Here is a 26,238-nt window from a genome sequence, read left to right as displayed (position 1 = left end):
GGGGTGGGGCGGAGGCGAAGGGGCTCCACGTGGAGTACGACCTGCAGACGCCGCTGTTCCTGGACCGCACGTACCTGTTCGTGTCGCCCAGCCGCATCCAGCGGCAGGGGGACCCGGACTCGCCCTTGCCGCTGGTCTTCGAGGGCCAGTTCGCGCCGAACCTCTTCCTGCCGCAGTTGAAGCTGGACGACTTCAAGGAGGACGGGAGGGAGACGCTGTTCTCGGCGGTGTTCACGCCGAACATCCGGTTGCGGATGGCGAACACGGACAGCAACCCCATCCTGCCGCCGTCGTACCTGATGAAGTTGACGCTCCAGGCGGCGCATCTGCGGCTCTTGCACGGCCCCGACAAGGACGCAGCGCCCCGGGTGCTGGCGTTGGGGTTGAACGTCATCGCGGGGCACTACTCCAACGGCGAGGACGGGTGCTTCTTCGCGAACCAGACGGGGACGGACCCGAACTGCGAGCCCGCGGAGGGCACGCTGCCGTTGAACGAAATCACGGGGAGCTTCTCCACGAACGTGCTGCGCTTCGAACTGCACAGCCGGCTGGGGTTCGGAGTGGATCTGGACCGGCTGAGCGCATGGCTGGTGGGGGCGAATGCCTTCTACGAATTGAACTCAGCCATTGGACCCGGAGGGATGAGCCCGGCGCAGCGCCACGTGTATGGGAATGGGCACTGGGGGGTGGGGCTGGTGGGGGAGCGCGAGGTGAACGGGAACCGTTTCCGGCTGGAGGGGTCGTTCTCGCATCCATTCGGTGAGACGCCGGCGCAGCGGGGAACGCTGAGCGTGGAGGCGGCGGCGAATCCCCGCTGGGCGTCCGGCTTCGGCGTGTTCGCCAGGTACGTGCGGGGGCAGGACTACTACAACATCCTCTTCCTGGAGCGCATCAGCCTCTGGCAGTTCGGGCTCGTCTTCGAGCTGAACCCGGGAGCGAGGTTGAAGACAGACAGTGGGAAGCCCCCTGGCTTCCAGTGACGTTCGTCCCGACGTGGGCTAAGCACGGCACCGACATGGACACCTCCGCTTCCCCGCGCACCGTCACCGGCCGCGTCGACGTGCATCCTCGTGGCTTCGGCTTCCTCACCGTGCAGGAGCCCGGCACTCCGGAGGTGCTGTCCGCCTTCATTCCTCCTCCGGACCTGAACCCCCTGTTCGCGGGTGATGTCGTCTCCGCCACCGTGACGGCGTCCGGCGAGGGCCGGTGGACCGCGTCTGGCCTGTCGCTCGTGGAGCGCACCCGCACCGTCGTCTACGGCGAGGTCGTGTCGCGCAAGGGCGCCTTCTTCCTGCGCATCGACAAGGAGGTCTCCAACACCGACTGGCCCCTGGACCCGGGCACCACCCCCGTCCAGCACAACGACGCCGTCGTCGCCCGCATCGCGGACGGGAAGGTCGTCCTCCTCTACCGCCTGGAGCCCGGCGCGGACCGCTCCCTGGAGCGAGTCATCGCCCGCCACGGACTCCACCGGGACTTCCCCTCGGAGGTCGTCCAGGAAGCCCTCCGCGCGAAGGAGACCCCCCACGCCCTGGGCGGTGCCCGGCGCGACCTGCGCTCCATCCCCACCGTCACCGTGGATGCGCCGTCCACCCGCGACATCGACGACGCCATCTCCGTGCTGCCCGCGGGCCCCGACGGCGCCCTGCGCCTGCTCGTGTCCATCGCGGACGTGAGCGAGTCCGTGAAGGAGAACACCCCCCTGGACCTGGAGGCCCGCGCCCGCGCCACCAGCGTGTACCTGGCGGGTCGCGTGCTCCCCATGCTCCCGGAGGAGCTGTCCGCGCACTGGCTCAGCCTGGTGCCCAACGAGGAGCGCCACTGTCTCACCGTTGAACTGCGCATCGACCCCGACGGCCGCGTCACCGCCGCGGATGTCTATGAGAGCCTCATCCGCTCCTGGGCGCGGCTGAACTACGACGAGGTCGCGGCCTTCCTCGACGACAACTCCATCTCTCCCGCCATGGAGCCCGTGCGCGAGGCCATGCCCTGGTTCCGCCTGGCATCCGCGCGGCTCGCCGTATCCCGAGGGGCTCGCGGCGGCATGGCCATGTCCCGCGACGAAGCGCGCTTCACCTTCGACACCGCCACCGGCGTCGTGTCCGGGCTCGCCGGGGAGAAGGACACCTCCGCGCACAACATGATTGAGCGTTTCATGGTCGCGGCCAACGAGGCCATCGCCACCTGGATGATGACCCGCGGTGTGCCCACCGTGTACCGCGTGCATGAACAGCCGGATCCGCAGCGCGTGGCGGACGTGAATGCGTTCGCGTTGCACTCGGGGTTCGCGGCGGGCTTCGGCGCGCAGATCACCCCGCTGGCCCTGGCCGCGTTCGACCGGCAGATCTCCGGAGCGAAGGCGGAGGCCGCGCTGCGCTCCGTGCTGCGCCGGTCGCTGGGCCCGTCCCGCTACACCGTGAAGCCGGGCCCTCACTTCGGGCTCGCGGCGCCGCTGTACCTGCACTTCACGTCGCCCATCCGCCGGTACGCGGACCTCGCCGTGCATCGGCTCATCAAGGCGTACCTCCACGGCCGGCGCGACTTCGTGCACGAGGACCCGGAGATTGAATCGCTCTCCCAGCACATCAACGTGCGAGCCCGCTCCGCCAGCCGCGCGGAGGGGGACCGCCACCACGAGCTGGAGGCGCGCTTCATGTCCACCCGCATCGGGCAGCAGTTCCCCGCGCGCATCGTGCGAGTGAAGCCCTTCGGCCTCGTCGCGCAACTGGATGGCATGTGGGTGGAGGGCATGGTGCCGGCGGAAGGACTCGCGGGCGGCCCCTACCGTCCAGACACGCGTGAGCTGTCCATGGTGGGCAAGACGCGGACCTTCACCGTGGGCATGCCCATCACCGTGAAGGTCGTCTCCACGGATGAGCAGTTGGGCCGGGTGGAGTTCGCCCTGGTCGAGTAGTCATGGGCGCGATATCGGCCAAGGAGATCGACGGTTACGAATTCGATTGGCTCGCGAGCGACGTGGAGGGACACGTCGCCCTGCTGAGCACGGCGGGGGGAGGTTATGTGCCGTGCGAAGTCTTGCAGGACACGGACGCCCTGGATGCCGCCATCAACGCCATTCTCGTGTCCCCTGTCTCTTCAGAGGTGCGCTTCGCGCCGAGCGTGGCGGAGGGCTGCGAGAACACCTGGCGGATGATGGCGGAGCGGGGCGTGTTCGCGTTCGACGCGGATCCGTATGGGGGACCGTACAAGCGGGTGGCCATGCCCGAGCGACCCATCCAGGTCGGGGAGCTGGCTGAGGCCGCCAGACCGTTGGTGCGCCGGATGGCCCTCGAAGGTCTGCGGTTCTCCGAGCTCGAAAAGATCGACAACGACGTCCTGGTTCGACGGGACGGACCGAAACCCTGATTGAAAAGCATGAGTGAACCGACAGACCCTGGCTTTCATGGCACCTATACGTGGGAGGTGCCGGATGAAGGCCCCGGCGCACAGACCTCCCCACGGCATTTCTTCCCCGGGAACACCGCCGCAGGACAGGACGGCTTGCTGGTGCGTGTCACGCCAGCAGGCGGTGCACCCTGGCTGGGGATGTTCGCGTCCGGAAACGTGAAGGGTGCGGGAGTCAGCCGCGTCCTAGCAATGCCAAGCCCGGAGAAGCTCTGTGTCGTGTCACGAGGTGCGGGCTATCTCGTCACGGCCCGCGACCCCAGCACTTGGGAGCCAGTCCAGGTGGCGCCCGTGATGGACGTCCGCGCCGTGCCTGCGGCTGGAGTCGTGGTGTTCGCGGACTTCACCGAAATGGTGGCCTACGGCGCGGAAGGCCTGCGGTGGCGGACGAAGCGGCTGTCATGGGATGGCATGAAGATCGTCCAGGTGACGGAGCGCTCCATCATCGGTGAGTACTGGGACATGCGGACGGAGGCGACGCAGACGTTCGAGGTCGACCTCGCCACGGGAGCGCAGAAGGGCGGCGTGGATGAGTGACGTGTTCTCGATTCCTGACGAGCTTGAGCTTCTTGAGTTCTTCAGCGCGGAACCGGTCGAACGGTCCGTCGAAGATGGCTACTGGTGCTACGAAGTCTCGGACCGCAGTGGCGTCAGGCTGCGGTTCTCATTCAATCTCTTCGAGCGGTCGGTGCAAACCGCTCTCCAGGTCATGGACTCGCCACTGATCACTGTCTGCCATGAAGGGGCAGAATCAATGACAGTCTCGGGCAAGACCATGACATGCCGCTTCTCGTATCAAGGAAGTGATGCCCGGCTGGTGCTGCGCCTGGATGATTCAATCAACCTGGATTGGTCAAGCCTTCGGAAATACTGAACATGGATTACGACGCCGTCATTGCTTCACTCCGCCCGGACGTCCAGCGTGGCCTCTCCGTGGAGGATACAGTCGTGGCGCTCCATGACGCAGGCCTGCCTCTAGCCAAGAGCATCATGGGGCTGGCGCAGCTCCATGGCCTGCCCTTCGGTGATGCGAAGTTCATCGCCGCGGGCCACCCTGTCTGGCGCGGCATCGTCAAGGCGGCGGAACCGCTGCACGATGACCTGGAGGCCTACGCGGAGAAGATGAAGGGGAGCGGTAATCCCGATGATCTCTGAGACGAGCAAGGCCTGGATCAACGCCGGGAAGATCCTCGCGGAGAATCCAGCGGCCCAGGTCCGTTGCCCGGAAAAAGCAGATGGCTTCCTCACCGTTCAAGATGTGACTGCTCCAACAGACCCGACACAGTTCGAGCGGTATCTGGTCTGCGACGTGTGCGGAGCACGCAACATCCTCCTCATGCGGGAGTGACTCACCCCGCCAGCGGCAACCCGTCCGTGGACTCCACCAGGATGTTGCCGGACACCCAGCCCAGCAGCCCGGTGGACGACCTCACCAGGTACAGGACCTCCCCCTTCGCGGGGACGCTCGCGGCCAGCACCGTCACCTTGGAACCCTGCGCCGTCGTGGCCAGCACCGCGGAACCCGTGCGGCTCTGCGTCAGCGGGAAGGACTTCTTCACCGTGGCCGTGACCTCCTTCCCGGGCTCGGCCGTCACCGCGTACAGCTCCTGTGGCACGTGCACCAGCTTCCACGCCTTGCGGTCCAGGGTGTACTTGTCCCGCTTCTGCCAGAACCCCATCCACCTATCGACCAGGACGATGCCGTTGCCCTTCGCCTCGGTCAGCGCGTGCACGTCTCCCAACAGCTTCACTGCCTTGCCGTCGTAGCCGTAGACGAAGTAGCGGTGACCGTCGTCCAGCTCCCCCAGCGTCTGGACCAGCAGCTCCTTCCACTTGTCGCCCGTGTCCAGGTCCACCACCTGGAAGCCCGGCACTTCGTTGCCGGCCGCGTCGCCCTTCAACGTCGCGCCGCCCACCTTCAAGGTGAACTTCCCGTCCTCCCCCGCCGTGAGCGACACCGCCTCCGGCTTGCCGTCCCCGTCCAGGTCCACCTGAGTGGACTTCACGAACTCACTGCTCTGCGCGGAGGCAGGCGCACCAGCGAACAGCACGGCGGACGACAACACGGCCAGCAGGGACGTCTTCACGGGAGCAGGACCTCGGTCGGAGAACAGGACCTCGCCACGCTAGCCGCCCGAGCGGCGGAAGCGCCCCCGGAAGTGCTGGTCCAGGTACACCTCCGCGTGCGCCAGGGATTCTCGTGTCTCGGGAGCCAGGGTCAGCGAGGCCGCGGCCACCCGGGCCTGACGCATCGCGGGACCCCTTCCGTCCTCAGCGGAACCCACACCGCGCACCACCGCGTCCACCTTGGCGTGCGCGGTATCCACTACGCCCTTCGCCTCCTCCAGGGACACCTCTCCCTCCGCCAGCGCGTTGAACAGCTGGCAGCGGTAGCGACGGCAGGCTTCGGGGCGCTCCTCGTACACGGTGCAGCACAGACCCTCCAGGGCGGCGCAGCGCTGGGGCAACACCTCCGTGCCGTCCTCTTTCACGGACAGCGACAGGCCGCGCTGGCGCAGGGCCTCCGCCTCGGGGGGCCGCAGCGGCACCTGGGTGAAGAGGGTGCCGTCACAGCACATGCCGCAGTGGAGACAGAGGGTGGACAGGGCGGAGGACATGGCGTGCTCCCGGGATAACGCCTCGCGGGGAGGCGAGTCATCCCCGACGTGTGTCGCACCAACCTCTGTCCCCCAAGGCATGCCTTGTCTCACCAGTAGACATGCGACATGTCCCTTGTGTTCCATGTGTCGGAATCACCCTGTGTTTCCGGGGTCCGCGCGACCCGAGGGGAGGGACAGGTCCGCACCTGTCTTGGAAGGTGATGCGCCTGTCCGTGAAGGAAATCCCCGACTCGTGAGAAACCAATTCGCGACAGTCCAATGCGTGGCCGCCGCTCCAGCCCGAAGGTCTCAGTGCAGAAGGGATGAATGATCTCCACTCTGTGGGAATCCGAGTTCCCCGGGTCACGCGTAACTGGGGACAACACAGTTTCTTCGGACGTCGTAGGATCATGCCCCGTAGGACATCAGGGAGCCCCCGCATGCACACTGACACTCACGACGCGCCGGCCGGCCGCGAAGCCCTCCTCGGATACCGGATGGGAACCGAGCTCAGCGCGGCGGCCTCGTTTGGTTCGGACTTCTCTCCCGGACGTCTGGTGCAGCTGTCCCTGGAGCACCTGACGCTCCACCTGGAGTCGCGCGCGGTGCCCCGCAAGGGACAGGCCGCGTCCGTGGTGGTGGGTGAAGGCGAGCGGTGGGCCACCGCGCTGGACGCGGAGGTGATTGGCGTCAACGCCATGCGCCCGGAGGTGAGCCTGCGCTTCGTCGCGCCGCCGCTGGACGCGGGCCGCCGCATCGTGGGCCTGTTGGAGTCGCTGCGTGACAACGGCCTGCTGCTCACGCCGGAGACGCGGCCTGTGTGGCGCGAGCAGATCGACCACGCGGACCGCGTCGCGCGCATCTGTGAAGCGCTCGCGTCCCGCCAGGCCCGCGGCGTGCTGCGCTCGCGCGATGGCCAGACCGTGGCGGAGGTCACCTGCGCCTTCTTCGAGCCGCTCCAGGACGCGTTCGGCTGGCAGCTGCACGGGACGCTTCCCCCCGGGCCCCTCACCCTGGAGGCGTTCGGCTACTCCAGCGTGGTGCACTTCCAGATGGACGCCGCGCGCGTGGAGGGTGGCCTGCTGCTGATGCCGGCGCCCACGTCGCTGGTGCGCTTCCGCCACCGCTGGCTGCGCCGCACGCAGGCCCACGCGTCCTGCACGGTGGAGTTCGACCATCCGCTCTGGCCCCAGGTGCACGTGCACCGCGGCCTGCTGGATGTCTCCTACGAAGGCCTGTCCTTCCTCACCGAGCCCGGCGAGGACCTGATGTACCCGGGCCTGCGCCTGCCGGTGATGGAGGTCGGGCTGGAGGGCCACGCGCCGGTGCGCCTGCGCGCGGAGGTGCGCAACATCTCCAGCACGCCCAACGGCCGCCGCTGCGGCGTGAGCGTCCGGCCCCTGGACGCCGAAGGGGCCCGCGCGTGGCGCGCGCTGGTGGAGGCCCAGGCCCACCCCACCACCCAGGTGGAAGGCGACTGGAACGACGCCACCTGGAAGCTCTTCGAGCGCTCCGGCTACTTCCGCCTCCCGGGCAAGGAGCCGGAGAAGTTCACCAGCCTGCGCGACCAGTTCTCCCGCACGCAGGACAAGCTCCAGGAGGCGCCGCTGCTGGGCTACCGCGTGGTGCGCCCCGCGGAGGACGGCATGGAGGCCACGCTCTCCGTGCTCAAGCCCTACGCGGGCAGCTGGATGGCGCACCAGCTGGCGCGGCACCAGCCCCCGGGCAGCCGCTCCACCGCTCGCGAGGCCCTGCGCGACATCTACCTGCGCGGCTACGAGCCCACCCAGGTGGACCCGGAGGTGAAGTGGTTCTTCGCCTACTGCGAGGCGAACGTGCGCTGGGTGCGCTACACGAAGTTCGACTTCGCCACCTGGTACGCGCACACCGGCCAGACGTGCCTGGTGCCCTTCCGCCTGATGGAGGGCGAGGTGGACAGCGCCTGGACGCAGCCCGCGAACATCGCCCTGGGCGCACCCACCCAGGAGGAGCGCGCCAGCTTCTTCGCCCGCGTGGCCGACACCCGCCCGGAGGCTTACAGAGAAGCGCTGGACCTGGTGCCGGAGCGCTTCGACCTGGAGACCACGCGCACCGGCTGGGGTGACGCGGGCCTGTCCCGCGAGCGTGAGCTGGTGGTGGCCCGTCATGAAGGCCGCGCCGTGGCCTTCGCGGTGTTCGAGTCCGCGCAGCCGGGCCTCAACCTCTTCAACGTGCTGGACGGCGTGCGCCTGGTGCCGCTGGAGGACGACGCGCGGCCGGAGGTGCAGGACGCGTTCGTGGCGCTGCTGGGCCGCGCGGCGGAGTGGTACCGCGCGCGCGACCGCAAGGTGTTCGTCCACTACGTGGAGGCCACCTGCGTGGAGTACGCGGAGCGCGTGTCCCTGGCGGACCTGGGCGACGGCAAGCTGTGGGTGATGTCCGCCCGCCTGCTGCCGGAGTTCCTGGAGCACCTCTGCGAGTCCACCACGCCGCGCGCGACGTAGTGGACCCGCGGGCGGGGGGCCTTAGAGCCCCTCGTCGTCCGGGTCCGGGTAGGACTCCAGCTCCTCTTCTTCCTCCTCCACCGGGACGGGCGCCTTGGCGTGGCGCCCCTTGCCGCCCTTGGCTTCGCGCGGCGGAGCGCCGACGTCCGAGTCCGGGCCCACGATGTAGCCCTGGCGCCCCTGCTGGACGCGGCGCAGCAGGCCTTCCTGCTCCAGCGCCTCCAGCAGCCGCGCGAAGGTGGAGAAGCCGTGGTCGCGCTCGTCGAAGTCGGGCTCCTTGCGGACGATGGTCTCCTTGACGAGCGACGGGTTGAGCGGGCCGGTCGCGCGGCGCAGCAGGCTCTGCACCACCTCGCGCGCGACGGCGGGCACCTCCGCCTTGGGCTTGCCGCCCTTGGACTCGGCGCCTTCCTTGCCGCCCTTGTCGTGGCCCTTGTCGTGGCCCTTGCCGCCCCGCTTGCCGCCCTTGCCCTCGTCGGACTTGGAGCCCCGGCCGCCGTGGTCCTTGTCCTTGTGCGAGGACTCGCCCCGGTTCTTGGGCTTCATGTAGATGAACTGGTCGCACGCCCGCACGAACATCTGGGAGCTGGCCTCGCGCACGGCCAGGCCAATGACGGTGCGGCCGTTCTCACGCAGCTTGTACGCCAGGGGGCAGAAGTCGCTGTCGCCGGAGGCGATGACGAAGGTGTCAATCTGCTCGCGCGCGTAGCACAGCTCCAGCGCGTCGATGACCAGGCGCATGTCCGCGCTGTTCTTGCCAGCGCGGGTGGAGGGGGGCACGTCCACCAGCTCCACGCCCACGTCGTGCAGGCGCTGCTTCGCGTCCTCGAAGCGCGACCAGTTGCAGTACGCGCGGCGGAAGACGACCTTGCCCTGCTCCAGGAGCTGGTCCAGGGCGGGCTGCAGGTCGAAGTTGTTGGCGCTGATGCCGGTGTTGGTGACCAGGTTCTCGAAGTCGATGAAGAGGGCGATGCGGTGCTGCTCGTCGGTGCGTCCAGCCAAAGGTGCCTCGTATTCGTATGCGAGCGGTCCTTGGCTCGCGTGCGCGCCACCCTACTGTGGGGAAGCTGCCTCACGCACGGCCTGTGTTCCGCCGCTGAACATTCAGTGCTGCCCACCCTACGTTTAGGCCTGAGCCCGGGGGCAGCGCCCCCGTGCCACGGAGGTGTCACCATGATGCACGGATTCACCAGACGTTGGCGAGCCATGGCGTGGACCGCGCCGACGCTCGGTCTCTTGTTGTGCGCAGGTCCCGCGCTGGCGAGTGAGCCTACGGTCACCAAGGACGGCGACCAGGCCGGGCAGATGGTGGCGAACTACACCAATCCTGCGAGCAGCAGCCCGTCGAACGTTCCGAGCACCATCCCCACCCTGACGCCGGACATCGTCGCCCCGGGCCAGGCCGTGCGGCAAATCACCCCGGACCCGGACAAGATGCGCCAGGTCAGCGGACCCGTGGTGAAGCGGTCCGGGTTGATCCTGTATGTGCGGGACGTGACCGGGCCGGTGGTGCCACTGGATATGAGCAACCTGACCATCTACAAGCCACCGCTCAAGGGGCAGCAGGTCCTGGCCCTCTACCAGGTGGACGAGACGGACAACGTGGCCCTGTCCCTCCAGGGGGAGAAGCTGGACTAGTTCGGCTTCGCGCCGCCGCCGCGCACCTCGTCCAGGACGCTCAGGTCCACGAGCCCCGCGACGTCGTCACTGGGGATGAAGCCCAGTGACTTCGCGTGCTCGGCGGACGTCTTCAGCGCGGCGGGCACCGGGTCCAGGCTCGGCTCCAGGCGGGAGAACGCGTCCTGGAGCACGGGCGCCGGCAGGGGCTTGCGCGTGAGCTGGCCGAAGGCGGCGTTGACGGACGTGGCGAAGGCCGCGGGGTCCGCGCGCCAGCGCTCGGTGAGCCGCACGTGGATGCCCAGGAGCGCCGCGATGCGCGGGCGCTGCGTCTCCAGTACCTTCTTCGTCGTCACCACCACCGTGGTGGGGAAGCGCTTGTCCGGCCAGAGGTCGCGCTCGTCCACCAGGATGTGACCGCCCCCTTCGGCGAGCATGCGCGCGCCCCAGGGCTCGGGCACCCACGCGCCCTCGATGGCGCCCTGGAGGTACTGGGCCAGGATGTCCGGGTTGCTGATGGGAATCACCTGCACGTCGCCGCCCGCGTCCGTGGAGATGCTCAGCTTCTGCGCCTTCAGCCAGGTGCGCAGGGCGATGTCCTGCGTGTTGCCCAGCTGCGGCGTCGCCAGCTTCTTGCCCTTGAGCTCCGCGGCCGTCTTCGCGTTCTTCACCACCAGCACCGCGCCGCCGTTCACCGCGCCCGCGATGATGCGCAGCTCCTTGCCGGCCTTGAGGTACGTGTTGATGGCGGGGCCCGGGCCTACGTAGGCCACGTCCACGGAGCCCGCCACCAGCGCCTCCATGGCCGCGGGGCCCGCGTTGAACTGCCGCACCTCCACGTGGCCCATGCCGGGCTGCGACCCGAAGAGCCCCTCCGAGTTCGCCACCAACGCCTGCGCGTGCGTGATGTTGGGGAAGAAGGCCACGCGCAGGGGCGCGTTGGCGCCGGAGGGCGTGTCCTTCTTGCAGGACGTGACACCCGTCAGGAGGACGGCGCAGACACCGAGGAGCAGGGACAGCGGACGCGCGGAAGCCATGGTGCGTCACGCTAATGGAGATTCCCCGCCTGTTATCAATGCCCGTGAGTGCGCAAGCGTCTTGAGGCTCACACGGACGCCGTCAGGCCCCACCGGCGCCGCAGGCGCGTCTCCACCGTCTGGAAGAGGACGCGGTCCACCGTGATGCCGATGAGGATGATGGCCAGCATCACCGCCATCACCTGGGACACGTCCATCAGCTCGCGGCCCATGGTGAGCAGCTGGCCCAGGCCGCCGGAGACGAAGAGCAGCTCGCCCGCGAGCAGCGCGCGCCACGCGAAGCTCCACCCCAGCTTGAGGCCGGTGACGATGCCGGGCAGCGCGCCGGGCAGGAGCACGCCGAAGTAGAAGCGCAGGCCCCGCACGCCCAGGGTCCTGGCCACGCGGGCCAGCTGCGGGTCCAGGCCGTTGACCGCGTCCTCGGTGGCGATGGCGATGCCCAGCACGCTGCCCATCACCACCACGAAGAGGATGGCGGTGTCGTTGAGGCCGAACCACAACAGGGCCAGGGGCAGCCAGCAGATGGAGGGCAGGGCTTGCAGGCCCATCACCACCGGCTTCACCGCGTTGCGGAAGAAGGACAGCCGCGCGATGCAGATTCCCAGCGGCACGCCGATGCCCACGGACATGAGATAGGCGCGCGTCAGCCGGCCCAGCGAGCGCAGCGTGGCGCCGCCCAGCTGTCCGTCGCGGGCCATGGCGATGAGCGCCTGGACCACCTCCAGCGGTCCGGGGAACAGGTGCTTGTTCCACACGCCCGAGCGCGACAGCCCCTCCCAGAGCGCGAAGAGCAGCGCGATCATCCCCAGCTTCTGCGCCCACTTCAGCATGGCGGTGTCCCCTCTAACGGCCGGTCACGACGCTGGCGCGAGGCAGGCTGGACGGCGTGCGCGTGCGGCGCTGCACGGGCTCCGCGGGAGGGACCTCCAGCGCGTTGTCCTCCGAGGCACGCAGTCGGTGGCGGATGTCGCGCGCCATCGCGTCCAGGGACGGGTCCTCCAGCGAGCGCGGCATGGGCAGGTGGATCTCCAGGTCCTCCACCACGCGGCCCGGCCGGGGCGCCATCAGCACCACGCGGGTGCCCAGCATCAGCGCCTCCTGCACGTCGTGGGTGACGAACACCACGGTCTTGCCGGAGCGCAGCCAGATGGCCTGCAACATCTCCTGCATGTGCACGCGCGTCTGGGCGTCCAGCGCGCCAAAGGGTTCGTCCATCAGCAGCACGGTGGGGTCCACCGCGAGCGCCCGGGCCAGGCTGGCGCGCATCTTCATGCCGCCGGAGAGCTGGTGGGGCAGCGTGTCCTCGAAGCCCTCCAGGCGCACGCGCTGGATGAAGGCGTTGGCCCGCTCGCGGCGCTCGGCGCGGGGCACGCCCCGGGCGCCCAGCGCGAAGGTGATGTTGCCGCGCACGGTGAGCCACGGGAACAGCGCGGCCTCCTGGAACATCAGGAGCCGGTCCGGACCGGGCCCGTGGATGGGCTTGCCGTCAATGGCCACGCGGCCGCCGGTGGGCACCACGTGGCCGGCGAGCGCGTAGAGCAGCGTGGACTTGCCGCAGCCGGACGGGCCGAGCAGGCAGACGAACTCACCCGAGCGGACGTTGAGGTTCACGTCCTTCAGCGCCACGACCTTGTTGGAGTAGTGGTGGTCCAGCTGGGCGATGGAGATCTTCGCCCGGTCCGCGTCCACGTTCGCGGGCCGCAAGAGGTATGGCGCCGCCTGGCGCAGGCCCCGCATCCGCTCGATGAGGCGTCGAAACATTCGCCACAACCTATTCACCTGCCCCGCGGTCGCACAGGAGGGGCCTGGAAGCGGGCAGGCGCCTTTCACTGTAGGACAGGAAGTGAAATCCGCGGCGCACGTCCGGCTGCTTTTCGACGCGCTCTGTTGTCCGTCAGGAGACGGTGGCCCGCTCCGCCTTGCGGTGCGCCAGCGTGCGGGAGAGCAGCCACAGGCTCAGGGCGAGCACGCCCAGGCCCACGACGGTGAAGGCGCCGCCCACGCGCAGCGACGCCTTGCGGTCGTCCTGGAACACCTCGAGTGCGTCCGTGCGGGGACCGGTGAGGTAGCGCCGCACGGTGTCCGCGAAGGCCTGGGCCTCCGGCTCGGACTCCGTCCACTGGTAGGCGAGCGGCTGGACGCCAGAGCGCGTCTGCAGCTGGGCCCGGAAGATGGGCGCCGCGCCCTTGCGGGTGCTGCGGCTGCGGGCCACCTCCACGCCCTGGATGTCCGCGGGCGCGTAGCGGCCCACCTCGTCGTGGCTCAACCAACTGGAGCGGCTGAGGACGCACGGGCCCTGGGGTTCGCAGCGCAGGTCCATGCGCGCGTTCTGGCCGAGGAAGAACACCCCCAGCACCAGGAAGGGCAGGGCGAGCATCAGGAAGGCCGTGGCACCGATGGCGGTGGCGCGGCTGCGTCGGTAGGCGGGGGGCGAACGCACGGCCTGTTTCTATAGACCCGCGCGCCCCAGGGGGGCAGTGCTTTCGAGTGTCGCCCTCCAGGCAGGCGGGCGGCCCGGGCTGTTCAGCGGCGGTCCCCTCTGGCGGGCCGGGTGGGGAAACGCAGGGCGGCGGACGGGCACTTGCGACATGGGTCCCAAGTCCGCACCCCTTGTCCTGGGACATTCAGCACTTCGCCCGGAAGGAGTCCTCATCCCATGAAGGCCGTGGCCGTCATGTTCCCCTCGCGCGAGGTGCGCGTCCTCGACGTTCCCGAACCGCGGCTGCACTCGCCCACCCAGGTCAAGGTGCGCACGCTGGAGGTGGGCGTGTGCGGCACCGACCAGGAGATCCTGAAGGGAGACCACGGCGCGGCGCCGAAAGGAGAGGACCACCTCATCCTGGGCCACGAGTGCCTGGGCGAGGTGATGGAGGTGGGCGCGCACGTGCAGGGCCTGAAGCCGGGGGACCTGGTGGTGCCCCGGGTGCGCAGGCCCTGTCCGCACACGCGCTGCCCGGCGTGCAGCCACGGCTACCCGGACTTCTGCGTGACGGGGGACTACACGGAGCGCGGCATCCAGGGCGCGCACGGCTTCTGCTCGGAGCACTTCGTGGAGGACGCGGCCTACCTGCACAAGGCGGACGACGGCTTGCGCGGCGTGGCCGTGCTCACCGAGCCGCTCACCATCGCGGAGAAGGGCCTGCGCGAGGTGGCGCACATCCAGTCCCGCCTGCCGTGGAAGCTGAACCCCGGCAAGGCGCTGGTGCTGGGCGCGGGGCCCGTGGCGCAGCTGGGGGCCATGGCGCTGATGCGCGCGGGCTTCGACGTGACGGTGTACTCGCGCAGCCCCAAGCCCAACGAGAAGGCCGCCGCATCCGAGGCGGTGGGCGCGCCGTACATCTCCTCGAAGGAGGTGACGGTGGAGGCCTTGAAGAAGCAGCTGGGCGGCGTGGACCTCATCTACGAGGCGACGGGGGCGTCGAAGGTGGCCTTCGACTCGCTCCAGGTGCTGGAGGAGAACGGCGTGCTCATCTTCACCGGCGTGCCCGGACGCGAGGAGCCGCTGGAGCTGCAAGGTGACCAGGTGCTGGGGCAGCTCGTCCTGGGCAACCGGGTGATGTTCGGCACGGTGAACGCGTCGGACAGTGACTTCCGTGAAGCGCTGGAGGACCTGGCCCGCTTCCGCGCGAAGTGGCCGGGGAGATTGGAGGCGCTCATCACCCAGCGCCACCCGCCGTCGGAGTTCGTGAAGGTGGTGGAAGCGAAGGGCGGCATCAAGCACGTCATCTCGTTCCAGGAGCATGCCCGGTGAACCTGCATCACTCGGACCTGAAGGGCGGCGTGGCCATCGAGGACCACGGCATCATCGGCGACCTGCGCACGGTGGCGCTGGTGGGCTACGAGGGCACCATCGACTGGATGTGCTTTCCGCACTTCGACAGCCCCAGCATCTTCGCGGCGCTGCTGGACCCTGAGAAGGGCGGGTACTGGCGCGTGTCCCCGGAGCCGGACAACGTCCAGAAGCGGCAGTTCTACTGGCCGGACACCAACGTGCTGGTGACGCGCTTCTACACGCCCGACGGCGTGGGGGAGCTCATCGACCTGATGCCGCTGGGCAAGGGGGCGAGGGCGGAGGGGCGCGAGGTCCTGCGGCGCATCCGCGTGGTGCGCGGGCAGATGTCCTTCCGCATGGAGTGCTTCCCGGCGTTCAACTACGCCCGGGACGAGCATGAGACGCACGTGGTGAACGGCGGCGCGGCCTTCGTCTCCAAGGGCCTGAGCATGCAGCTGGTGACGCCCATCCCGCTGAAGCAGGACAAGAACGGCGTCGTCGCGCACTTCACGCTGAAGGAGAGCCAGTCCGCGGTCTTCACCCTGCGCGAGGGCGGCGTGGAGGGCTGCCACCACCACCTGCACACGCACGACTCCGCGGAGAAGCTCTTCCGCGACACGGTGGACTACTGGCGCCACTGGGTGTCCAAGTGCAAGTACACGGGGCGGTGGCGGGAGATGGTGCAGCGCTCGGCGCTGGCGCTGAAGCTGATGACCTTCGAGCCGTCCGGGGCCATCATCGCGGCGCCCACGTGCAGCCTGCCGGAGTCCCCCGGCGGCACGCGCAACTGGGACTACCGCTTCTGCTGGCTGAGGGACGCGGCCTTCACCGTCTACGCGTTCATCCGCATCGGCTTCAACGAGGAGGCCGCCGCCTTCATGCGTTGGGTGGAGAAGCGCTGCGCGGAGAACGGGGATGGGCCGCTGCCGCTGATGTTCCGCCTGGACGGCGGCCGGGTGCCGGACGAGGAGGAATTGCATCACCTGCGCGGCTATGGCGGCGCGCGTCCGGTGCGCATTGGCAACGCGGCGGCGGACCAGCTGCAGCTGGACATCTACGGGGAGCTGATGGACTCCGTGTACCTGTCCAACAAGTACGCGGCGCCCATCTCCTATGACTTCTGGCGGCACCTGCGGCGGCTGGTGGATTGGGTGTGCGACCACTGGCAGAAGGAGGACGAGGGCATCTGGGAGATTCGCGGTTCGCGCCGGCAATTCGTCTATTCGAAGCTGATGTGCTGGGTGGCGGTGGACCGGGCCATCCGGCTCGCGGACAAGCGCAGCCTGCCGGCGGACCGGGCGAAGTGGCTGAAGACGCGCGACGCCATCTTCGAGGAGATCATGGAGAAGGGCTGGTGCCAGGAGAAGGGCGCCTTCATCCAGGCCTACGGGCACGAAGCGCTGGATGCGGCGAACCTCCTGATGCCGCTGGTGTTCTTCCTGTCGCCGGTGGATCCGCGGATGATCTCCACGCTGGACGTCATCCGGAAGGCTCCGAAGGAGGGAGGCCTGACGTCGGACGGTCTGGTGTTCCGCTACGAGGCGGACGAGAAGCTGGATGGGATTGAAGGCAGCGAAGGCACCTTCAACCTGTGCAGCTTCTGGCTGGTGGAGGCGATGACGCGCGCGAGCAGCGTCCGGCCGGACCTGCTGGACGAGGCGCGGCTCATCTTCGAGCGGATGCAGGGCTACGCGAACCACGTGGGGCTGTACGCGGAGCAGACGGGCATGTCCGGCGAGGCGATGGGCAACTTCCCGCAGGCGCTCACGCACCTGTCGCTCATCAGCGCGGCATATAACCTGGACCGGACGTTGGGCCGCCACGATTGACGGAGGGGACGGTAGACTCGCGCGCACCCGCCATGCCCGACCTGTACCCGCTGCTGTTCCGTTTCGCCGTCAAGGCGGATGCCCAATACGACGTGCTGAGCCGCCGCGTGCGCAAGGGGCTGGGCATCGCCCCGCCGCTGCGCATCCTGCCGTACCGGGGCTACGGCACCCCGGAGCGCGTGGTCATCAAGGCGCGCGTGCTGGAGGAGCGCAAGGTGACGCCCCAGCGCCAGCGCCACACGCTGTGGAGCAGCGCCGTGGCCTCCTACAAGCGCTACATGACGCGGGAGATTTCCAGCGCGCACGTGGCGGTGCGCTGGGGGGAGAAGCGCTGGGAGGGCGTGACGGACGAGGAGGGCTTCCTGGAGCTATGGGTGCCTCCGCCCGAGGGCGTGCGCTCCGGCTGGCACATGGTGGAACTGGAGCTCCTGTCGCCGGAGGCGGAAGGGGTGCCTCGCGTGTCCGCGCCGGTGCGGGTGGCGGGGACGAGCGCGGAGTTGGGCGTCATCAGCGATATCGACGACACGGTCATCGCCACGGGGGTGACGGATCCGCTCAAGCGCGCGTGGGCGTTGTTCCTCACGGAGCACCGGGGGCGGCTGCCCTTCCCGGGCGTGGACGCGTTCTACGCGGCGCTCCAGGCGGGCGCGAGCGGCACGGCGGACAACCCCATCTTCTACGTGTCCAGCAGCCCGTGGAACCTCTACGAGCACCTGGACGAGTTCCTCTCCATCCACCGCATCCCCATTGGCCCGCTGCTGCTGCGTGACTGGGGCCTGTCACGGCATGGCTTCGCGCCGGGCGGCGGGCACGGGCACAAGCTGGACAAGATTCGCGGCGTGCTGGAGACGCTGTCGCATCTGCCCTTCGTGCTGATTGGGGACAGCGGCCAGGAGGACGCGGAGCACTACCGCACCATCGTGCGCGAGTACCCGGGCCGCATCCGCTGCGTCTACATCCGCAACGTGCCGGGGGGCTCCAAGCGCGGCGAGGAGATGGAGACCATCGCGAAGGACATCCGCGACGCGGGCAGTGAGCTGGTCGCCGTGGACGACACGGTGGCCGCCGCGAGGCACGCGGCGCGCGCCGGGTGGATCCGCTGGGAGGAGGTCCCGGAGGTGGAGGCCCACCGCCGCGAGGACGCCGCGCGGAGCGCCCTGGGCGAGCGGGGCTGAAGATTTCCAACCCCGCGCGTCACGGCGCGGTGACACGTGAACGGGTGACGTGTTGTGGCTTGAGGGCGGGGAGAGGGCTGTGGCACACGCGGGCCTCCCTCGTTTCATCCCCCCGAGGTCGTCCACATGTCGCGAAACACCCTGAAGTGGTCCGTGCTGGCTTCCGCGCTGTTCCTGGGAGCGTGCAACAACGCACCGTCCGAGCCGGCGCCCGAGTCCACCCAGTCCGTGCGCACGGTGGAGTCGAAGCTCAGCCAGATCGAGCTGGAGTGGGAAGGCCCCACGCCGCTGCTCGAGTCGATCATGGAGGCCGGCAACGACGAGTGCGACACGCACAACAACTGGTGTGACGGCACGCTGGACGTGTACGGCTTCCCCTGGTCCTCCACGCAGACGCCGACGCTGTCGGACGCGGTGGAGTCCGTGTTCGCGCTGATGCAGGACCCGCGCGAGCAGAGCCGCATCAACTGGCAGGACCGGGGCACCGTGCCGTTCAGCACGCTGTCCGACGCGCTCTTCTTCTTCGACGCGCTGGACCCGCACCTGCTCACGGAGATTGGCAACGGCACGGAGCAGGTGCAGATCCGCTACTTCTACAGCTCGTACCTGGTGGCTCCGGGCGCGCATGACTGGAACCACCTGTTCATCGTGCTGTTCCCCCAGTCGCACCGCGTGGCGGTGTTCAACCTGGTGAACCACGAGATTTGAGCCGTCCCCCGCTCAGGCCACGGGGCGCCCGCTCTGCATCTGCACCATGCGGATGGCGCGCTCCATGAGCTCACCCTGGGCGGAGCGCTTGTCGTTGGGCGTGGCGGCGGTGCGCCGCCGCCACGTGCCGTCCGTGCCCAGCTCCCACGCGCCGCTGGTGTCCACCATGCAGCGCTCCACCACGTCTCGCACCTGCGCGGCCAGGGTGGGGTCCTCCACCGGCGCCAGGATTTCCACACGGTGGTCCAGGTTGCGCGGCATCATGTCCGCGGAGCCGATGTAGCACCGCGACGTCGCGCCCCGCTCGAAGGTGTAGATGCGCGGGTGCTCCAGGAAGCGGCCCAGGTTGGACACCACCCGGATGTGCTCCGACACGCCCGGCACCCCCGGCCTCAAGCAGCAGATGCCTCGCACGTTGAGGTCCACGCGCACGCCCGCGCGGGACGCGTCGTAGAGCGCGCGGATGATGCCCGGGTCCACCAGCGCGTTCATCTTCATCATGATGCGCGTGGGCGTCTCCGGCGTGTGCGCCGCCTGCGTCTTCTTGATCTCCTCCAGCAGCCCTTCCCGCATGGTCAGCGGCGCCACCAGCAGCTTGCGGAAGGAGCGCGGCCGGCCGAAGCCGGTGAGGAAGTTGAAGACGTCCGCCACGTCCGCGCCAATGTCCGGATCCGTGGTGAACAACCCCAGGTCCGTGTAGAGCCGCGCCGTCTTCGGGTTGTAGTTGCCCGTGCCGATGTGCACGTAGTGCCGCACCCGCTCGCCCTCGCGCCGCACGATGAGGATGGCCTTCGCGTGCGTCTTCAGGCTGGGAATCCCATACACGACGTGCACGCCCGCCTCTTCCAGCGCGTTCGCCCAGCGGATGTTGGCGCGCTCGTCGAAGCGCGCCTTCAGCTCCACCATGCACACCGCCTGCTTGCCGTGCTCCGTCGCGCGGATGAGCGCGGGCACCAGCGGGGAGCTGTCCGACGTGCGGTACACCGTCTGCTTCAGCGCCAGCACGTCCGGGTCCTCCACCGCCTCGCTCACGAAGCGCTCCACGGAAGATGCGAAGGACTCGTAGGGGTGGTGCACCAGCAGGTCGCCCCTGCGCATCGCGGACATCACCGTGCCCCCGCCGTCCGCGGACTCGTTGTCCGTGCGCAGCCGTGCCTGCGTCACCGGCGTCCACGGCGGGTCGCGCAGCTCGGAGAAGCCCGGCGTCATCGCCAGCGACATCACGTCCGCCAGGTCCAGCAGGCCGTGCTCCTCGTACACCTGCCGCGGCTCCAGCGTCAGCGCCTCCACCAGCGGCTCCAGCAGCTTCGCGTTCATCCCCGCTTGAATCTCCAGGCGGATGACGTCCCCGAAGCGGCGCTGGCTGATCTCCGTCTCCACCGCCTTGAGCAGGTCCTCCGCGTCCTCGGACACGGTGTAGTCCGCGTCGCGCGTCACGCGGAACAGGCTCCAGTTGAGGACCTCCATCCCGGGGAACAGGTCCCCCAGGTGCTGCGCGATGATCTCCTCCAGCGGCACGAAGAACGTGCCCCCCTTGAGCGGCACGAAGCGGGGCAATATCTCCTTGGGCACCTTCACCCGCGCCACGCTCTCGTCTTCCGCCACCGGGTCGCGCAGGAGCACCGCGAGGCTCAGGGACAGGTTGGAGATGTACGGGAAGTGCCGCCCCAGCCCGATGGCCAGCGGCGTGAGCACGGGGAAAATCTGTTCGCGGAAGCGCTGCTCCATCTGCGCGCGTTGATCCGCGTCCAGCTCCTTCATGGACAGGATGCGCAGCCCCTTCTCCGCCAGCGCGGGGCGCAGGACCTTCTCGAAGCAGTCCGCGTGGCGCCGGCCCTGCTCCAGGATGCCCGTGTGCAGCTTGTCCAGCGTGTCGCCCGGGGACGCGCCGTCCGGCACCAGGCGGCCCACGCGCGCGGCGATCTGCTCGTGCAGCCGCGCCACGCGGATCATGAAGAACTCATCCAGGTTGCGCGCGTAGATGGAGATGAACTTCATCCGCTCCATCAGCGGCATCTCCGGCGACTCGGCCAACTGCAGCACCCGGTCGTTGAAGGCCAGCCACGACAGCTCCCGGTTGAAGAACAGGTCGCTGTCCGGCAACTCCGTGCCCGGGGGAACGACGTCCCGGTCCATGGTCTTCTGGGGGGTGCCTTTGGCGGCGGCGCGCTTCGCCATGACGTGTGACTCCTCCTAGGTGTTTCTCAGGGTGTGCCCTCTAGCAGTCTCGCACCGCGCCGATTGTGAACTCGCACGCCTGGCCTGGAACCGGACATCCGGGCGTATCCCACCCTGGATGACCCTGGCAGTGGCCAGCGAGGCGTGCGGGCTGTGGACTCCCCGGCAGTCCATCGCTTGAATCCGGCGGCCACTGACGGCATTCAAGAGGGGTGAACGCTCCCAATTCCTCCTTCCCGGCCATTCCGGACGGTGCCCCGGCGGACACGTCCCCGGACGCCCTGTTCACGGCCTTCCGCGAAGGGTCCCAGAAGAAGTCCAACCGCTTCACCTTCACCTGGTTCGTGGCCGCGGCGGTGCCCGTGGTGCTCGCCCTGGGCTTCTTCACCCTTTGGCGTGCAAACGGAACGTCCTTCTCCGTCGTCACGCCGCACGGCATCAAGGTGCTGCGCGCGGGGATGACGACCCAGGAGGTCGGGGGCCTGCTGGGCCACCCGCTCACGCTCCAGAAGCAGGGCGACCAGGACTGCTACCGCTACGGCCGGCCCAACTTCGTGAACGAGGTCTTCGTCGTGTACTCGGTCTGCTACGAGCAGGGGCAGGTGCGCGACGTGCTCACGCACCAGTACTCGGCCTGGCAGATAGACCCCGCGACCGGGGCCTTCATCGCGCCCGGCCAGGAGCCGCCCGCGCCCAAGAACCCGGCGGGGTAGCCGCTTTCAGCCCTGAGCGAGCCCCGCTTCGGCGCCCTCGAAGGTCACCTTCGCCTGCGTCATCACGTGCTCCACGGCGAGCAGGTGCCACGCGACGTCGGTCATCTGCGCGGACGCGGCCGGGTCCAGCATGGACTCGCGCAGCTGCGCCTCGGTGATGCCGAAGGGCTCCGAGGACTCCTTGAGCAGCTCCAGCGTGACCTGCGGCGTGAGCTGGAGCTTGTCCCGCTGCGCGATGGCGCGGAGCACCAGGGCAATCTTGAGGCGGCGCTCCACGTCGTCGCGGATGCCCGGGTGGTGCAGCCAGCCGTCCAGCGCCTCCTGCTGCTCCTCCAGGCTGAAGAACTTCTGCGCCAGGACCTCGCCCTCCGCCTGCTTCCAGCGGCGGCGGATCTCCTCGTCCACCAGCGCCTTGGGCACGGTGACGTCCGCGCGGGCGACGATTTCGTCCAGCACCCGGTTGCGCGCGTCCACCCAGAGCATGTCGGCCATCTCGCTCTCCATCTCCTCCACGATGGAGCTCATGACCTCCTCATGCGTGGAGCCGCGGCCCAGCTGCTGGAGGAACGCGTCCGACTCCGTGTCGGGCATGCTCACCTCGCGCGCGCCGCGCACGTCCACCAGGAAGCGCGCCGGCATGCCGCGCAGCGGGTCCGCCGGGTAGTTGTCCGGCAGCACCAGCCCCACCTCCACGCTGTCGCCCACGCTGGCCTCCGCGATGACCTCCGCGAAGCCGGGCAGCATCACCTGGGGGGCCAGCTCCATCCAGTAGCCCATGCGGGTGCTCAGCGGGATGAGGCGGCCGTTGGCGTAGCCCAGGATGTCCAGCCGCACGTCGTCGCCCATGGCCAGGGCTTCGCCTTCCGCGCGCTCACGGACCTGCGCCTTCGCGCGGGCCAGCTCGTGGAAGCGCTCCAGCAGGTCCTCTTCCGTGAGGTCCTCGCCCTGGGGCACGCGGATGTTCAGGTTCTCCAGCGACGGGGCCTTCACCTGCGGCAGGTCCGCCTGGTGGCCCAGGCCGGGCGCCACGGGCAGCCGCTGCACCAGCTGATGCACGGGAGTCTGCGCCGGGACGGCGGGCGCTTCCGGAGGCTTGGGGGTGGAAGGGGCGGCGGCGGACTTCGCCGGCTTCGCCGGGGTGGAAGACGGGCCGGGCGCCTTGGCGGCGGGTGCGGCGGACGGCTTCGCGGGAGGGTTCTTCTTCGTGGCCACCGGAGGGCCTCCTGGCAGGTAGCGACCGTGGTCCCAGAGGGGATTGAAACGTGCGCGTCTCACACGGCCACGGTGCCTACCAGAAAAGGACCCCCCGGGGACATCCCCGGGCGTTCACCACCCGGGGGCCCTTCAGTCACTTCAACGGCTTACCCGAACAGGCCGCCGACGAAGCTGGAGACGGCGGAGACGGCGGCGCCCACCTGGCTGACCACCGGGATGTTGGTGGCGGCGGCGATGGAGCCCACGGCGGTGATGACGCCCGTGACCTTCGCGGTGGTGCTGGCGTTCGGGTCACGCAGGGTGGAGACCGCGTTCGCCGTGTCGAAGGCGGCGATGGCGATGTTCGCGCCCGGGGCGAAGCGGCCGGCGGCCTTGGCCAGGGTGCCCGTGGCGGCCTTGGCGGCGGCGGTCGCACCGGCCTTGGCGGCGGCCTTGCCACCCTCGGCCAGCGCGGCCTTGGCGGCGGCGCGGGTCGCGGTGCCCGTGGCGGCCTTCAGGGCCACGCCGCTCTCGCTGACGGCGGTCTTCAGGGCGGAGCGAACGCCGCTCTTGATGGCGGAGGAAGCGCCACCCTCGAAGGCGGCCTTGGCGGCGGCACCGGCGGCGGCGCGGGCCAGCTTGGGGCCGGCGCCCGGGACCGCGGCCTTGAAGGCGCCGCTGGCGGCCTTGTACGCGCTGCCGAACTTGTTCACGTCACGGGCAACCTCGAGGCCGCCCTTGACGGTGCTGACCGCGGTCTTGCCGGCGGTGGCGACGGAGCCCAGCGCCTTGTTCCAGTCCTCGCTGCTGCCGGAGCGCACGGCGTTGCGCACGTCGGAGATGGCCGTGCCGGCCTGGCCCACCAGCTTCGTGGCGTTGGTGATGGTGCCGAAGGCCTTGCCCGCGATGCCCAGCTTGCCCTTGAGGTCGAGCTTGGTCTTCGGGTCCATGGCCTTGGAGACCATCTTGTCGACGTTGCCCTTCAGCGTCGCCTTGAAGCCGTCCGTCTTCAGGCTCTTGACGTTGTCGAAGCCGTCCTTCACGGCCGTCTTCACCTTCGTGAAGGTGTCGTAGCCCTTCTTCGCCTGCGTCCCGATGTCCTTCGCCGCCTTGAGGGGGTCCTGCTGCACCTGGCGGATGGTGTTGGAGACGGCACTGCGGGCGCGGTCGATGAGGCTCATGTGGGGCTCCCTCGTCGGAGTTCGAGGAATGATTGGAAGGGATGCGAACGACTTGCGGGGATTATCGCAGCAGCCGTCGATCAGTTGCGTAGCACCTCACATGTAGTGAGAAGGTGGGTGTGGGACGCTGGTTGTGGCACGACGCGTCAACGTCAGCGGCAGTCGGGGTCCGCGTCGTCGGCCCGGCCATCCCCGTCGTTGTCCGCGCCGTCGTGGCAGTGGCCGGCCTCGGACGGAGCCCATTCGGTGACGTGGAGGGTGTAGCGGATGGGGGTGTCCCGGTCCGGCCGGGCCATGCCGTCCACCACCACCAGCACGGATTGCCCCTGGGCCAGGGTGAGCTTCAGCGCCGGGGCACCCTTGGTGGTGGGATGTGGGTGCGCGGCGCAGCCCAGCTCCGTGCCCCGGCAGCCAGTGAGGAGGTACAGGGCGTGGCCGCCCGCGTCCGGGTCGTTGCCGGGTGAGGTGTCGAAGACGAAGGTGCCGGCCCTGGGCGCCGTCCACAGGTGGGCTCGGTCCTGCTGGAGCAGCGCGCCGCAGGTGCCCTGGAAGCCGTCGCCGGAGAGGGCCGTCTCGCCCTGGAAGGTGAGGGGCAGGGCGCTTCCCAGGTCGTGGTGGGCGCAGCCCTGGCCCTTGCAGCGGGGCTCGTCGCGGCACTCGGTGTCCGCGCAGTCCACCCAGCGGTCCCCGTCGTTGTCCATGCCGTCGAAGCAGGCGCCGGCCTCGGTGGCGCGCAATTCGTCGATGTGGAGCTCGAAGGCGCCCTGCGTGAAGGACCCGCCGGCCACGGCGTCCACCGTCACCAGGACCCGCTGGCCCTGCGTCAGCGTCACGGCCACCCGGGCCCCGCCTCCGTAGCTGATGCCGCCCGTGGCGCACGCCAGCTCCTCGCCGCCGCAGCCGTCCGCGTACACGGCGATGACGGACCGTATCGCCGAGCGGGCCGTGTCGAAGGTGAAGGTGCCCGCCCGGGGCGCCGTCCACAGGTAGCCCCGGTCCGGAGCGCCCGCGCCTCCGCACGAGGCGGCGTGGTCGTCCCGGGCCTCCACGGTGGAGCCCTTCAGCGACACCGGCAGCGCGCTGCCCAGGTCCCGGTCCACGCACACGGGCTCCGGAGGCGCGCAGACGTGGGGCACTCCCGTGCCGCCGCAGGTCTCCGGCGCCGCGCACCCACCGCAGTCGAGCGTGCCGCCGCAGCCATCCGCCACCGCGCCGCACGTCGCACCCAGGAAGCCGCAGGTGGCGGGCCGGCATCCCGGGACCGCGCAGACGTTGGGCACGCCGCCCGCGCCGCAGGTGCGTCCCTCGCCGCACGCGCCGCAATCGAGCGTCCCGCCGCAGCCGTCCGCGACCTGTCCGCAGTTCTTGCCCAGGACTTCGCAGGTGGACGGCGTGCACACGGCCTTGCCGCAGACGTTGGGCACGCCCGCGCCGCCGCAGGTCTCGGACGCGAGGCAGCCTCCGCACTCCAGCACCGCGCCGCAGCCGTCGGACACGCGACCGCAGTTCGCTTCCAGGGCCGCGCAGGTCGTGGGCACACAGGTGCCGGCGCCGCAGACGTTGGCCTCACCCGCGCCGCCGCAGGTCGCGTCGGCCGCGCAGGCTCCGCACTCCAGGACGTCGCCGCAGCCGTCCAGCACCTCGCCGCAGCTCTTTCCCAGCGCGGCGCAGGTGGCCGCCTGGCACAGCGGGGCGGCGCAGACGTTGGCCACGCCGCCCGCGCCGCAGGTGAGCCCCTCGCCGCATGCGCCGCAGTCGAGCACCCCGCCGCAACCGTTGGACACGGCGCCGCAGTTCTTGCCCAGCGCCTCGCAGGTGGTGGGGACGCACGGCGCGCGGCCGCACACGTTGGCGGTGCCGCCTCCGCCGCACGTCTCGTCCGGCCCGCACGCGCCACAGTCGAGCACCCCGCCACAGCCGTCCGCGACCTGTCCGCAGTTCTTGCCCGAAGCCTCGCAGGTGGTGGGGACGCAGGCCGGAGGCCCGCAGGCGTTGGGCACGCCGGCGCCTCCGCAGACCTCCGGGGTCGCGCACGTGCCGCAGTCGAGCACGCCGCCGCAGCCGTCCGAGAGCGGCCCGCAGGTGGCGCCCCGCGCCTCGCAGCTGCTGGGGACGCAGGGCTGGGGGCCGCAGACGTTGGGCACTCCGCCCCCGCCGCAGGCCTGGTCTTCCGCGCACTCGCCACAGTGGAGCGTGCCGCCGCACCCGTCGATGGCGTAGCCGCAGTTCAGCCCCTGGGACTCACACGTCATGGGCGCGCAGAGGGACGGGGGCCGCCAGGCCATCCGGGCGGAGACCGCCTCCTCCGGCAGCGTCCGGCCGCACGCCGTCCACAGCCCCAGGAGC

25 protein-coding genes are annotated in these 26,238 nt (G+C 69.6%); 14 read left to right on the top strand and 11 right to left on the bottom strand.

What is annotated here, in order from left to right; genetic code table 11:
* From D7Y15_RS30610 to D7Y15_RS44325, 7 genes are all read left to right on the top strand, one after another.
* Positions 1–980, top strand: a 980-nt coding sequence (locus tag D7Y15_RS30610; RefSeq protein ID WP_121754778.1) for a hypothetical protein, incomplete at its 5' end; no start/stop codon positions are given.
* A gap of 35 nt (positions 981–1,015) precedes the next feature.
* Positions 1,016–2,914: a ribonuclease R family protein gene (locus D7Y15_RS30605; RefSeq protein ID WP_121754777.1), complete on the top strand. Its 1,899-nt coding sequence runs from the start codon at positions 1,016–1,018 to the stop codon at positions 2,912–2,914.
* A gap of 2 nt (positions 2,915–2,916) precedes the next feature.
* Positions 2,917–3,366, top strand: coding sequence for a hypothetical protein (locus D7Y15_RS30600; protein WP_121754775.1), 450 nt, complete (start codon positions 2,917–2,919; stop codon positions 3,364–3,366).
* A gap of 258 nt (positions 3,367–3,624) precedes the next feature.
* Complete coding sequence (locus D7Y15_RS30595; RefSeq protein WP_126935282.1) at positions 3,625–3,942, top strand: hypothetical protein; 318 nt, start codon at positions 3,625–3,627, stop codon at positions 3,940–3,942.
* Complete coding sequence (locus tag D7Y15_RS30590; protein ID WP_148712906.1) at positions 3,935–4,279, top strand: hypothetical protein; 345 nt, start codon at positions 3,935–3,937, stop codon at positions 4,277–4,279. The genes D7Y15_RS30595 and D7Y15_RS30590 overlap by 8 nt, the downstream gene beginning before the upstream one ends.
* A gap of 2 nt (positions 4,280–4,281) precedes the next feature.
* Positions 4,282–4,560 carry a hypothetical protein gene (locus tag D7Y15_RS30585; protein WP_121754772.1) on the top strand — a complete coding sequence of 93 codons (279 nt, stop codon included), beginning with the start codon at positions 4,282–4,284 and terminating at the stop codon, positions 4,558–4,560.
* A complete protein-coding gene (locus D7Y15_RS44325) occupies positions 4,550–4,753 on the top strand; it encodes a hypothetical protein (RefSeq protein WP_126935280.1) in 204 nt (67 codons plus the stop codon). Before D7Y15_RS30585 ends, D7Y15_RS44325 begins: the two co-directional genes overlap by 11 nt.
* A gap of 1 nt (position 4,754) precedes the next feature.
* On the opposite strand, the gene D7Y15_RS30580 is transcribed toward D7Y15_RS44325, so the two are convergent.
* Both D7Y15_RS30580 and D7Y15_RS30575 read right to left on the bottom strand, forming a co-directional pair.
* Positions 4,755–5,492, bottom strand: coding sequence for a hypothetical protein (locus D7Y15_RS30580; RefSeq protein WP_121754771.1), 738 nt, complete (start codon positions 5,490–5,492; stop codon positions 4,755–4,757).
* Positions 5,493–5,531: 39 nt separating this feature from the next.
* Positions 5,532–6,023 carry a YkgJ family cysteine cluster protein gene (locus tag D7Y15_RS30575; protein ID WP_121754770.1) on the bottom strand — a complete coding sequence of 164 codons (492 nt, stop codon included), beginning with the start codon at positions 6,021–6,023 and terminating at the stop codon, positions 5,532–5,534.
* Positions 6,024–6,445: 422 nt separating this feature from the next.
* On the opposite strand from D7Y15_RS30575, the gene D7Y15_RS30570 reads away from it, so the two are divergent.
* On the top strand, positions 6,446–8,488 hold the full coding sequence (locus D7Y15_RS30570) for a PilZ domain-containing protein (protein ID WP_120578692.1): 2,043 nt from the start codon (positions 6,446–6,448) through the stop codon (positions 8,486–8,488).
* Positions 8,489–8,509: 21 nt separating this feature from the next.
* Here the strand turns inward: D7Y15_RS30570 and D7Y15_RS30565 are convergent, their stop codons facing one another.
* Complete coding sequence (locus D7Y15_RS30565; RefSeq protein ID WP_120578691.1) at positions 8,510–9,490, bottom strand: NYN domain-containing protein; 981 nt, start codon at positions 9,488–9,490, stop codon at positions 8,510–8,512.
* A 204-nt stretch (positions 9,491–9,694) separates the two neighbouring features.
* Here D7Y15_RS30565 and D7Y15_RS30560 point away from each other — a divergent pair, with 204 nt between their 5' ends.
* A complete protein-coding gene (locus D7Y15_RS30560; RefSeq protein WP_120578690.1) occupies positions 9,695–10,126 on the top strand; it encodes a hypothetical protein in 432 nt (143 codons plus the stop codon).
* Here D7Y15_RS30560 and D7Y15_RS30555 read toward each other — a convergent pair.
* From D7Y15_RS30555 to D7Y15_RS30540, 4 genes are all read right to left on the bottom strand, one after another.
* The gene (locus tag D7Y15_RS30555) at positions 10,123–11,142 is read right to left on the bottom strand and encodes an ABC transporter substrate-binding protein (RefSeq protein WP_121754769.1); all 1,020 of its coding nucleotides are present in this window, start codon (positions 11,140–11,142) and stop codon (positions 10,123–10,125) included. The two genes, D7Y15_RS30560 and D7Y15_RS30555, sit on opposite strands and share 4 nt — an antisense overlap.
* Positions 11,143–11,210: 68 nt before the next feature.
* The gene (locus D7Y15_RS30550; RefSeq protein ID WP_120578688.1) at positions 11,211–11,972 is read right to left on the bottom strand and encodes an ABC transporter permease; all 762 of its coding nucleotides are present in this window, start codon (positions 11,970–11,972) and stop codon (positions 11,211–11,213) included.
* 13 nt (positions 11,973–11,985) lie between these two features.
* Positions 11,986–12,903 (bottom strand): ABC transporter ATP-binding protein, encoded by a 918-nt coding sequence (locus D7Y15_RS30545; RefSeq protein ID WP_120578687.1) that lies wholly within the window; start codon positions 12,901–12,903, stop codon positions 11,986–11,988.
* A 133-nt stretch (positions 12,904–13,036) separates the two neighbouring features.
* Positions 13,037–13,582 (bottom strand): hypothetical protein, encoded by a 546-nt coding sequence (locus tag D7Y15_RS30540; protein ID WP_121754768.1) that lies wholly within the window; start codon positions 13,580–13,582, stop codon positions 13,037–13,039.
* Between the two features lie 216 nt (positions 13,583–13,798).
* On the opposite strand from D7Y15_RS30540, the gene D7Y15_RS30535 reads away from it, so the two are divergent.
* The 4 genes from D7Y15_RS30535 (at position 13,799) to D7Y15_RS30520 (ending at position 18,626) form a co-directional block, all read left to right on the top strand.
* A complete protein-coding gene (locus D7Y15_RS30535) occupies positions 13,799–14,893 on the top strand; it encodes a glucose 1-dehydrogenase (RefSeq protein ID WP_120578685.1) in 1,095 nt (364 codons plus the stop codon).
* Positions 14,890–16,743 (top strand): glycoside hydrolase family 15 protein, encoded by a 1,854-nt coding sequence (locus D7Y15_RS30530; protein WP_121754767.1) that lies wholly within the window; start codon positions 14,890–14,892, stop codon positions 16,741–16,743. Before D7Y15_RS30535 ends, D7Y15_RS30530 begins: the two co-directional genes overlap by 4 nt.
* A 32-nt stretch (positions 16,744–16,775) precedes the next feature.
* A complete protein-coding gene (locus tag D7Y15_RS30525) occupies positions 16,776–17,918 on the top strand; it encodes an App1 family protein (protein ID WP_120578683.1) in 1,143 nt (380 codons plus the stop codon).
* Between the two features lie 126 nt (positions 17,919–18,044).
* On the top strand, positions 18,045–18,626 hold the full coding sequence (locus tag D7Y15_RS30520; RefSeq protein WP_120578682.1) for a hypothetical protein: 582 nt from the start codon (positions 18,045–18,047) through the stop codon (positions 18,624–18,626).
* 12 nt (positions 18,627–18,638) lie between these two features.
* On the opposite strand, the gene ppk1 is transcribed toward D7Y15_RS30520, so the two are convergent.
* The gene (gene ppk1, locus D7Y15_RS30515; RefSeq protein ID WP_120578681.1) at positions 18,639–20,804 is read right to left on the bottom strand and encodes a polyphosphate kinase 1; all 2,166 of its coding nucleotides are present in this window, start codon (positions 20,802–20,804) and stop codon (positions 18,639–18,641) included.
* 212 nt (positions 20,805–21,016) lie between these two features.
* Between ppk1 and D7Y15_RS30510 the strand changes: the two genes are divergently transcribed.
* Positions 21,017–21,517, top strand: coding sequence for a hypothetical protein (locus D7Y15_RS30510; RefSeq protein ID WP_120578680.1), 501 nt, complete (start codon positions 21,017–21,019; stop codon positions 21,515–21,517).
* Between the two features lie 6 nt (positions 21,518–21,523).
* On the opposite strand, the gene D7Y15_RS30505 is transcribed toward D7Y15_RS30510, so the two are convergent.
* The 3 genes from D7Y15_RS30505 to D7Y15_RS30495 all read right to left on the bottom strand — a co-directional run.
* Positions 21,524–22,729 carry a peptidylprolyl isomerase gene (locus D7Y15_RS30505; RefSeq protein ID WP_120578679.1) on the bottom strand — a complete coding sequence of 402 codons (1,206 nt, stop codon included), beginning with the start codon at positions 22,727–22,729 and terminating at the stop codon, positions 21,524–21,526.
* 149 nt (positions 22,730–22,878) lie between these two features.
* Positions 22,879–23,892, bottom strand: a complete 1,014-nt coding sequence (locus D7Y15_RS30500; protein WP_120578678.1) for a hypothetical protein — start codon at positions 23,890–23,892, stop codon at positions 22,879–22,881.
* 152 nt (positions 23,893–24,044) lie between these two features.
* Positions 24,045–26,238 (bottom strand): tryptophan synthase alpha chain (locus tag D7Y15_RS30495; protein ID WP_233605140.1); only part of this gene is annotated, 2,194 nt, incomplete at its 5' end.

Source organism: Corallococcus sp. AB030, from assembly GCF_003668965.1.
Taxonomy (GTDB): Bacteria; Myxococcota; Myxococcia; order Myxococcales; family Myxococcaceae; genus Corallococcus; species Corallococcus exiguus.
This window is presented reverse-complemented; position numbering and strand designations above follow the sequence as displayed.

What these genes read in the sequence shown, in the direction of transcription:
- D7Y15_RS30605 (WP_121754777.1), top strand. Translation starts at nt 1,016, where the DNA reads ATGGACACCTCCGCTTCCCCGCGCACCGTCACCGGCCGCGTCGACGTG.
- D7Y15_RS30600 (WP_121754775.1), top strand. Translation starts at nt 2,917, where the DNA reads ATGGGCGCGATATCGGCCAAGGAGATCGACGGTTACGAATTCGATTGG.
- D7Y15_RS30590 (WP_148712906.1), top strand. Translation starts at nt 3,935, where the DNA reads ATGAGTGACGTGTTCTCGATTCCTGACGAGCTTGAGCTTCTTGAGTTC.
- D7Y15_RS30585 (WP_121754772.1), top strand. Translation starts at nt 4,282, where the DNA reads ATGGATTACGACGCCGTCATTGCTTCACTCCGCCCGGACGTCCAGCGT.
- D7Y15_RS44325 (WP_126935280.1), top strand. Translation starts at nt 4,550, where the DNA reads ATGATCTCTGAGACGAGCAAGGCCTGGATCAACGCCGGGAAGATCCTC.
- D7Y15_RS30575 (WP_121754770.1), bottom strand. Translation starts at nt 6,023, where the DNA reads ATGTCCTCCGCCCTGTCCACCCTCTGTCTCCACTGCGGCATGTGCTGT.
- D7Y15_RS30570 (WP_120578692.1), top strand. Translation starts at nt 6,446, where the DNA reads ATGCACACTGACACTCACGACGCGCCGGCCGGCCGCGAAGCCCTCCTC.
- D7Y15_RS30560 (WP_120578690.1), top strand. Translation starts at nt 9,695, where the DNA reads ATGGCGTGGACCGCGCCGACGCTCGGTCTCTTGTTGTGCGCAGGTCCC.
- D7Y15_RS30555 (WP_121754769.1), bottom strand. Translation starts at nt 11,142, where the DNA reads ATGGCTTCCGCGCGTCCGCTGTCCCTGCTCCTCGGTGTCTGCGCCGTC.
- D7Y15_RS30550 (WP_120578688.1), bottom strand. Translation starts at nt 11,972, where the DNA reads ATGCTGAAGTGGGCGCAGAAGCTGGGGATGATCGCGCTGCTCTTCGCG.
- D7Y15_RS30545 (WP_120578687.1), bottom strand. Translation starts at nt 12,903, where the DNA reads ATGTTTCGACGCCTCATCGAGCGGATGCGGGGCCTGCGCCAGGCGGCG.
- D7Y15_RS30535 (WP_120578685.1), top strand. Translation starts at nt 13,799, where the DNA reads ATGAAGGCCGTGGCCGTCATGTTCCCCTCGCGCGAGGTGCGCGTCCTC.
- D7Y15_RS30525 (WP_120578683.1), top strand. Translation starts at nt 16,776, where the DNA reads ATGCCCGACCTGTACCCGCTGCTGTTCCGTTTCGCCGTCAAGGCGGAT.
- D7Y15_RS30520 (WP_120578682.1), top strand. Translation starts at nt 18,045, where the DNA reads ATGTCGCGAAACACCCTGAAGTGGTCCGTGCTGGCTTCCGCGCTGTTC.
- ppk1 (WP_120578681.1), bottom strand. Translation starts at nt 20,804, where the DNA reads ATGGCGAAGCGCGCCGCCGCCAAAGGCACCCCCCAGAAGACCATGGAC.
- D7Y15_RS30500 (WP_120578678.1), bottom strand. Translation starts at nt 23,892, where the DNA reads ATGAGCCTCATCGACCGCGCCCGCAGTGCCGTCTCCAACACCATCCGC.